We start from the raw sequence: 9,011 nt of genomic DNA, 5'->3' as shown, positions 1-9,011 counted from the left end.
ATTGATGATCAGGTCAGACAATGACAAGCAATTTATGGTCATTGAGCTGGAAGGTCGTTTTGACCAAAAAACCTTGGCCAAGGTGGGCAAAGCCATTTGATTGCTCTTGGGACTGGCGCAGCCGAGCTTTTTAAGGGCCAAATGAAAGCTGCAAATTTCCCCCAAGTCCCCTTGTATGGATTATAGAGGGGATTTTCCCCTGGATGTGATCCGGTATTAGTTTTATTGTATCTGCTTATTGTTATAAAATATTTGAAAATATCGATTTTTGGCATAGTTTTTCCTTGATAGTAGTTTGTATTGAAATAAACTACTATGATTATGAAGACACTTAATTATTTTCTCTTTATCGGGGCCTTATCTTTGGCAGTTGCCTGTGGACCCGGAGCCAATAATTCCGAGGAAAGTGCTACCGATAGAATAGAAATTACAGAAAATCAGATGGACAATATGGAAAGCGAAACCGATACTGCCGAGCAGTCAGCCATGGCTGTGCTCTCAGGGGCAAATGGTAGTGAGGTTTCAGGAACGGCCACCTTTAACCAAACAGCTGAAGGAAAGGTCAAGTTGGTATTGTCAGTAAATAATTTGTCAACTGGAAAGCATGCGGTTCACCTGCATGAAAACGGAGATTGCAGTGCAGCAGATGCTACTTCAGCCGGGGGACATTGGAACCCTGAGGGGGAAGAACACGGCAAAAGAGGTGAAGGTGAATTTCATGCCGGTGATATAAATAATTTGACCGTTGGTGAAGATGGACTGGGATCGCTAGTGATGGTGGTAGACGGATGGTCTATCGGTGATGGACAGGATTCAGATATCCTAAACAAGGCGGTGATTATACACGCTGAGGCCGATGATTTCACTTCCCAACCTTCAGGTGATGCCGGTTCAAGGGTAGCCTGTGGAGTAATACAGGAATCCACCTAATTCATGCTGTTTAAATTTAGACTAAAGCAAGCAGAGTATAAAAAAGCCCGATGGAGCAATCCATTGGGCTTTTTAAATTAATTGGCATTTCTTTTTTAATAAATTTAGATTAACGCAGTAATGAATTTAATTAAAGTACCTTTGACCAAGTAATATTGATCTTAAGTCATTTACCTACCTTTCCCAATTTTATACTGGAGGGCTGATATTATACTTTTTTCAGTTTCTAATCCCATTGATAGGAGGTGGGATACCTTAGGATGACACCGCAGTATAGGTTATGAGGCCTATAGTTTGCCTTTTTTTACTTAACACTAGAAGCCAACTTAATGCCTGGAAGCTAGAATTACGATTGAGGAGTAATTTAAATCCAGCGTTTTGCACCTGTCATTGCCTTGCAGTTCGCTAATAAGCTTAAAAATTATATGGCGCTATTAAAAATAGGAGTAATAGGAACTTCAAAAAAAGAAGATGAAAGACGTGTACCAATTCATCCGGAACATTTAGTAAGACTTCCACAAAAAACTCGGAGACAACTTGTATTTGAGAAAGGTTATGGATTACCATTCAATAAATCTGATCAGGAGATTGCTGCACTTTCAGGTGGTATTGCTACTAGAAGTGAATTACTTTCAGATATAGGGTCTGTCATTATTGCAAAACCAATACTTGCAGACCTCGAGGAGCTCAAAACAGGTGGTCTACTTTGGGGGTACCCCCATTGTGCACAACAAAAACAGGTTACTCAAACTGCTATAGATAAAAAGCTGACTCTAATTGCTTTTGAAGACATGTATGTGTGGAGTCCAAGCGGGCAAATAGGAAGGCATACATTTTATAAAAATAATGAGATGGCTGGTTATTGTGCAGTGATTCATGCCTTGCAGCTGAAAGGCATAGATGGGCACTATGGTAACCAGAGAAAGGTAATTATTTTGAGCTTTGGGGCGGTAAGTAGAGGAGCCATATATGCCTTAAAGGCCCATGGATTCCGAGACATTACCATTTGTATCCAAAGGCCCGATCATGAAGTAAGAGAGGAAGTATTGGATGTACATTATACTCGCTTGAGAAAAGGGGAAGAAGGGGAGGCAAGATTAATTGTGGTGGAACATGATGGCAAAGAAAGGCCTTTAATTGAATTAATTAATGCCTCCGAAATTATAATTAATGGAACTTATCAGGATACTGATGATCCCATTAATTATGTGCTGGAAGAGGAAAAATCAATGCTCAACCCGGGTTCACTATTTATTGATGTCAGTTGTGATGAGGGTATGGGGTTTTATTTTGCAAAGCCCACCACTTTTAAAGATCCGATGATCAGTATTGATGGCATAGATTATTATGCTGTTGACCATACCCCTAGTTATTTTTGGGAAAGTGCTTCAAGATCTATTTCAGCTGCTTTAATTGTTCATTTACCCATTGTGGTGGAAGGTAGAGAAAATTGGGATAGGAGTAGCACCATAAAAAATGCCATCAATATAGACAAAGGAATTATTGTAAAAGAGCACATTCTTAGGTTTCAGAACCGCCAATTTTCCTATCCACATATAATTGATCCGACTCTAGAATAACCATAGGAGAATCATAATTTTCCGCGAGCCTTAAAAATTTAACCACTATTAAATAAGCCTATACGTAAAAGAACAAAAAATATGATTAAAGCAATTCATCCTAATAAACCCGAACCCTTTGTCTTTGCAAGGGCATGTGCCAAATTTAATGAAGAGACAGATGTTTTGCTTACTATTCAATTATTAGAGGCTGGTAATCCGGTGTTGATTAGTGGGCGCTATAGCAATGGGCTAATGCTGCTAAAAGCCCTGAAAACCCACTTACAAAAAAGATTCACTCAAAAGTCATTTCAAGACCAGTGCGAGTACCGTTCTGCTTACCAGAAGCTTTCCAGCCTTGTTTTGATAGAAATTGCTGCCAACAAACTGGCACTCAAAAAAGCCCCTTTTATAGGCTGGTTGAAAGAATTGTACCCCGACAATAGTGATTTCTTGTTGACTTTTCCTCAAGTGCAGGGACTAAACAGTTCTTGGGAATGGTACAAAAATGGGATTTCCATTCCTGTACTAAGGAATAAATTGCACCCTTATTATGGCACCTATTTCCCTACACGTTTTGATCATTTGGCACAGTTTGACCAGTGGCTAAAACGATACACAGGGCCTAAAAAAACAGCCATAGACATTGGTGTGGGAAGTGGTATTCTCTCCTTACAAATGGTACAGTGTGGTTTCCAAAAAGTTTTTGGAACCGACACGAACCCGAATGCGATCCTGGGGCTAAAAGCCTATATGGGAGACACCAAATTGTCAAGAAAAATAGAATTGGATCAAGGACACCTTTTTGGAAAATGGGATAAACAAACTGAGCTGATCGTTTTTAATCCTCCATGGCTACCTTCCTCCAATGTTGTGAAAAACCTGGATACAGGCATCTATTACAATGAAAAACTATTCCCTGAATTTTTTTTAGAGGCGAAGAAACACTTGCTGCCTTATGGTAAACTGCTGCTTTTATTTTCTAACCTGGCTCAAATCACGGAGCTGACCAAAGAACATCCCATAGAAAAAGAGCTGGCTGAAGGCGGTCGTTTTCAGTTGGTAAGATGCTTTAAAAAATCCGTGAAACCAGCCTCAAAGAAAACAAAGCGAAACCAGAACTGGCGTGAAGAGGAAGTAGTGGAGCTATGGGAGTTGACGCATAAGGAGGTATAGGTTGTTGCTTGGCTGATTCGAAAGTTGAGACCGAATGGTACAGACAATTGATGAGCGTAAGTTAAGCTAATAAACTGCTTGTTGAATATCTCTTTAAAGTGAATGTTAAAGCTTAAGAAGAAAAACGCTCATCAGGAAATTACACTCCATCTATACCGAAAAAACCAAATGGAATTGACCCATTTGGTTTTTTTTAAGCTATTTCATATTATAATAATTATCTTCATTAATTCTTTCTTGGATTAATAAGCATAATTTATGGAACATACAATCAAGTCAATTCGGCCATTTATTGGGGCTAAGGATTATACCATTTCCCGGCAATTTTATCAGGACTTTGGATTTGAGGAGCTGGTGCTTTCCGAGAAAATGTCTTATTTCAAGTCCGGTACTTTTGGCTTCTACCTGCAGGATGCCTATGTCCAAGACTGGGTAGACAATACCATGATTTTTATGGAAGTGGAGGATTTGGCCAAGCATTTGGAAAAAACAAAAGCTTTAAACCTCCCCCAAAAATATAAAGGCGTCCGTTTATCCGAAATCGTCACCAATGATTGGGGCAGCGAATATTTTCTACATGACCCTTCAGGGATTTTATGGCATATTGGGGAGTTTTTGGGGTAGGGGGTAATGAAATGACTGAATGACAAAAGAGTTTGTCGTAGTTATTTTCAGTGGTTATAATGATTACAAATGAATTTTTTAAATTCAAATTTACTTTACTCCCCCCTTTGGGGATGTGAAAAAGTAGTTGTTTTTATTTCAAATCCTTATTAATTGTTTTATGAAAAAGTATAAGGTCTTATGAATCAGGGTATTTACGAGGAGTTAGTAACTCAGTTAGTTACTCAAAAAATAAATGAGTTAGATAATGGTGACTTTTATATCAACAAAACAAATATTGATAAAGGAGAAGCTTCAAGTTTACTGGCACAACATATCTCTCGAACCATTAAAAGTGCCCTTGATTTTGTAAAGAGTGAAAAAGACGGGGAAAGCAAGTTAGAAATACAAATTAAGATAGCCAATAAAATTATCCTTTTCTTGAAAGAAGAGCTCAAGGAAGAGGAATTTGTTAAAGATCTGATTGAAGTAGAAGGTAAGATTTTGAAAGCAGTATTTTCAAAAGTAGACTTTCATTTTTCTGACCTTAATTTACGTCTAAAGGAAATTACACCTTATACTCGATTAATTCATAGCGAACTTTTTACAGGAGGGAATACTGGGTTGTCACTAGAAAGTGAATTGAAAAAAGAAATCTTATCATCTGATAGAATTGATCTATTGGTTTCCTTCATAAAATTTAAAGGGATAATAATTCTTGAAAAAGAATTAAAAGAATTTACCCAAAGAGGAGGTCAATTGAGAGTGATTACAACGACATATATGGGTGCCTCAGATTATAAGGCAATTCAATTATTGTCAAAATTAGAAAATACCCAAGTAAAAATTTCCTATAATACTGGAAATGAAAGGTTACATGCCAAAGCCTACTTGTTTTACAGAAATACGAGCTTTCATACAGGATACATCGGATCTTCTAATTTTTCACGATCCGCTCTTACTGATGGTTTAGAGTGGAATATTAAAGTCACAACAAAAGAGGTTAGTCATATAATTGATAAGTTTCAAAAGACATTTGATTCTTATTGGCAAAGTGAAGATTTTGAATTGTTTGATGGTGAGTCGGGGAAGGAAAAACTTATTTTAAATTTAAGCCAGGGTAAAAATTCTCAAAATACCAACATAAATATTTCGTTTTTTGATGTTAAACCTTACCCTTTTCAGTCTGAGATATTAGAAAAACTTGAAGTTGAAAGGTCGGTTCATGGTCGTTATAGAAATCTAGTAGTTGCAGCTACCGGAACAGGGAAAACGGTGGTTTCAGCATTTGATTATAAGCAATTTAAAACAGAAAAAAAGTCAAGTAAACTTTTGTTTTTAGCTCATAGAGTTGAGATATTATCTCAATCACTTTCAACCTATAGAGGAATACTTAGGGATAATAATTTTGGCGAGTTATGGGTTGGTGGTCAGGTTCCTAATAGTTTTGAACACGTTTTTGCATCAATTCAAACTATCAATAATAGCTTAGATTCAATTAATTTATCTCCTGACTATTATGACTATATTGTAATAGACGAATGTCATCACCTCACTGCAAATACCTACAGAGGGATAATCAACTATTTTAATCCCAAAGTACTTTTGGGACTAACTGCTACTCCGGAGCGAATGGACGGTGGGGATATTCAAGAAGATTTTCATAACCGAATAGCTGCAGAAATAAGACTTCCTGAGGCTTTAAACAGAAAATTACTTTGCCCTTTTCAATATTTTGGAATTACAGATAATATAGACTTATCGAATGTTGGATGGGAAAAAGGAAAATATAAGGTAAGTGAGTTGACTAATATTTATACTTCTTCCGACAGAAGAGTTAGGGATATAATTAATTCATTGGAGCATTACACAAAAGATTTAAACAATGTTAGAGCCATTGGTTTTTGTGTGTCAATAGAGCATGCGAAGTTCATGGCTCAAAAGTTTTTGATTGCAGGACTAAAAGCAGCATACTTAACGAGTTTAAACAACGAACAACGAGATTCTTTAAGAAATCAAATCTTAAATAAGGAAATTAACTACTTGTTTGTGGTTGATATATTTAATGAAGGGGTGGATATTCCTGAAATTGATACAGTGTTGTTTTTGAGACCTACTGAAAGTTTGACGCTATTTCTTCAACAATTAGGTAGAGGCTTACGCCTATCAAATGATAAGGAATGTTTAACAGTTTTAGATTTTGTTGGAAATTCCAGGCCAGAGTACAATTTTGAGAATAAGTTTCGAGCATTAATTGGTAAAACTTCGACATCCGTTATCAAAGAAATTGAAGACAATTTTCCGCATTTGCCCTTAGGGTGTTCAGTCAATTTAGAAAGGAAGGCTAAAGAAATAATTTTAAAGAATATAGCTTCAGCGACTTCTTTAAACAGGTTACAACTAATACTTAAAATTCAAAATTTCAAGCATCAAACAAAACTTCCGTTAAATCTTAGAAACTTTTTAGGGTTTTATAATATCCCTATTCAATCTATTTACAAGAGAGGTAGCTGGAGTCGGCTTTGCCAAATAGCCGGAGTTGTGGAAGAATTTGATGATTTAAATGAAAAACCTATAGTCAGTGCTATTTGGAATAAATGGTTATCAACAAAATCCACTAGTTATTTTAAATTTATTCTCGATTTAGCGAGAAATAATTTTCAGGTAAATCCTGAAGAAGTGACAAAAGAAAAGCATCTCATGTTATTGATGTTGCACTATGATATTTGGCAAAAAGAAGGTGGTTTTAAATCTCTTAAGGACAGTATTTGTGAAATAGGGAAGAACAAAGTTCTCTTGAATGAAATCATTGAAGTATTAGAATTTTTGATTGATAAAATCGATTTCAAGGAGCTAAATATTTCCTTACCTTATAAACAGCCGCTTAAGGTTCATTCTAGATATACCAGGGATCAGATTTTAGCAGGATTCGGTTTAAGTACTTTTGAAAAAAAATCTTCAAGTAGGGAAGGGGTGGCCCTAAATACAGAATTAAATACAGAGTTACTTTTTGTTAACTTAATTAAGTCAGATGAAAACTTTTCATCTACCACCATGTACGAAGATTATGCAATCAATGAATATTTATTTCACTGGCAATCCCAAAATTCTGCCGGTCCTGAAACAACTAAAGGAATTTCTTATATCAAGCACCGTGAAATCAATAGGCGGATACTTTTATTTGTAAGGGAAAAGGTAAAAGATGAATATGGTAATACCATGGGGTATGTTTTTATTGGCGAAGGAAGTCTGAACGATTATTATGGATCAAAACCAATGAGTGTGAAGTGGGAATTGAGCGAACCCTTGCCACATTATTTATGGAAAGACGCTGCTAAACTAAGAGTGGGATGATAATATTTGTATTTATTTGTATTTTAATTTATTAATATCTTTAGGGGATAGTGGATCCAATTATGTATACCTATGCTAGGTTAACTTTAAATTTCAACCAATAAACCCCAAAATCCCATTTCTTTCCCATTTCGCAATGTACCTTTAGGCCGTGAAAATTTCAATCCTCGAAGACAAAACAGCATTAAGGTAGCGCGTAATGCGGAATAGCCCCTTTTTGACTGGAGGTAGGTTGATTTTGAAGTGATTTCCGCGCCTAAAAGCATAACTATTTTGGCTTATAAGGTTTTGCCTATTAAATTCAATTTCATTAAACGCTTCAATAGAGATGAAATCGATGCACGATGGTTTTTCTGAATACCAAAAACTAATTCAAACCGGGGATATAGTGAGGGTTTACAAAGGTATAATAGACTTTATGCAGTCTCTGAGAAGGCATTTAAGAGATAAACATCGGGAGTATAAAATGGGTAGTTTCAATCAGGGGACTATGGATTTCACCTATTTTTCGCTTTCTACCAAAGAGTTAAAAGCAGAGCAATTAAAGCTGGTCATTATTTTTAATCATCAAAAGGCAAGTTTTGAAATTTGGCTGGCGGGACAAAACAAGCAGGTACAAAAGCAATATTTAGCCTTAATGGATGAAAAAGAACTGGGGGCTCATTACAGGGCTTCTACCCATCCCCATTCCATTTTGGAGTGGGAGGTATTGAAAAATCCGAATTTTAATGACCTGGACACAATCACCACTAAAATGGAACAAAGTGTAAAAGTATTTTTGCAGGACTTGAGCAAAAATGGCGACCAATAAAAAGAAAGGCCGTTGTAAAATTTGGGATGGGTAGTAGCTCATTCAAGATTAGGCATAAGCCAACGGCCTAAGGTCTGAATGGCTGTGGTAAATTTTTTTGGAAGAAGGTTGAGCAAATAAATCCTAGTACCCAAGAATGTAATATTCCCTATTACCCACCTGAAACAGGTCCCATAATAGGATATCCTTTTGTTTACTAAGGGAATGTTCAGATAAGGCCTTCCTTTTAGGAATCAAAATAAATCAAGCTTAAAGTATATTAAAAATGATTTGCCATTAGTTTTAATTGCCCCTATAATATGTTTAAATTTGGTAAGATTTTTAACTTAAAAAAACCATGAAAAACTTAAAACTAATTGCCTTAAGCCTTTTATTGCTTGCTAATTTTAGTTGTAACAATGCCAATAAAAGCACCGAAACTGAATCAGAGGTTGTAGTTGAGAACAACTTTAGTTTGGTGGAAGATTCTACCAAGGTAAGCTTTGTGGCTTATAAAACCACAGAGAAAGTACCTGTGGGTGGTCAATTCACCAAAATTAATATTAGCAATTTTGGACAAGGAGCTACCGCCTTGGAAG

6 protein-coding genes and 1 pseudogene are annotated in these 9,011 nt (G+C 36.3%); all 7 read left to right on the top strand.

What is annotated here, in order from left to right; genetic code table 11:
* Nucleotides 1–321: 321 nt before the first annotated feature.
* A complete protein-coding gene (locus tag AAC037_RS12420; protein WP_339903297.1) occupies nt 322–930 on the top strand; it encodes a superoxide dismutase family protein in 609 nt (202 codons plus the stop codon).
* Between the two features lie 425 nt (nt 931–1,355).
* A complete protein-coding gene (locus tag AAC037_RS12415) occupies nt 1,356–2,510 on the top strand; it encodes a N(5)-(carboxyethyl)ornithine synthase (RefSeq protein ID WP_339903296.1) in 1,155 nt (384 codons plus the stop codon).
* Between the two features lie 81 nt (nt 2,511–2,591).
* Nucleotides 2,592–3,665 (top strand): methyltransferase, encoded by a 1,074-nt coding sequence (locus tag AAC037_RS12410; protein ID WP_339903295.1) that lies wholly within the window; start codon nt 2,592–2,594, stop codon nt 3,663–3,665.
* A 258-nt stretch (nt 3,666–3,923) separates the two neighbouring features.
* The gene (locus AAC037_RS12405; RefSeq protein ID WP_339903294.1) at nt 3,924–4,289 is read left to right on the top strand and encodes a glyoxalase; all 366 of its coding nucleotides are present in this window, start codon (nt 3,924–3,926) and stop codon (nt 4,287–4,289) included.
* Between the two features lie 180 nt (nt 4,290–4,469).
* The gene (locus AAC037_RS12400) at nt 4,470–7,622 is read left to right on the top strand and encodes a DUF3427 domain-containing protein (protein ID WP_339903293.1); all 3,153 of its coding nucleotides are present in this window, start codon (nt 4,470–4,472) and stop codon (nt 7,620–7,622) included.
* Between the two features lie 328 nt (nt 7,623–7,950).
* Nucleotides 7,951–8,433 (top strand): hypothetical protein, encoded by a 483-nt coding sequence (locus AAC037_RS12395; protein ID WP_339903292.1) that lies wholly within the window; start codon nt 7,951–7,953, stop codon nt 8,431–8,433.
* Between the two features lie 337 nt (nt 8,434–8,770).
* Nucleotides 8,771–9,011 (top strand): annotated as a pseudogene (locus AAC037_RS12390) (hypothetical protein); the annotation flags it as partial.

It is taken from the genome of uncultured Cyclobacterium sp., assembly GCF_963976465.1.
In the GTDB taxonomy this organism is placed as follows: domain Bacteria; phylum Bacteroidota; class Bacteroidia; order Cytophagales; family Cyclobacteriaceae; genus Cyclobacterium.
Note: the sequence above shows the minus strand (reverse complement) of the source record. Positions and strands in the feature narration are given on the sequence as shown.

Excerpts from the sequence above, each read along its gene's own strand:
- AAC037_RS12420 (WP_339903297.1), top strand. The coding sequence starts at position 322 with ATGAAGACACTTAATTATTTTCTCTTTATCGGGGCCTTATCTTTGGCA.
- AAC037_RS12415 (WP_339903296.1), top strand. The coding sequence starts at position 1,356 with ATGGCGCTATTAAAAATAGGAGTAATAGGAACTTCAAAAAAAGAAGAT.
- AAC037_RS12410 (WP_339903295.1), top strand. The coding sequence starts at position 2,592 with ATGATTAAAGCAATTCATCCTAATAAACCCGAACCCTTTGTCTTTGCA.
- AAC037_RS12405 (WP_339903294.1), top strand. The coding sequence starts at position 3,924 with ATGGAACATACAATCAAGTCAATTCGGCCATTTATTGGGGCTAAGGAT.
- AAC037_RS12400 (WP_339903293.1), top strand. The coding sequence starts at position 4,470 with ATGAATCAGGGTATTTACGAGGAGTTAGTAACTCAGTTAGTTACTCAA.
- AAC037_RS12395 (WP_339903292.1), top strand. The coding sequence starts at position 7,951 with ATGAAATCGATGCACGATGGTTTTTCTGAATACCAAAAACTAATTCAA.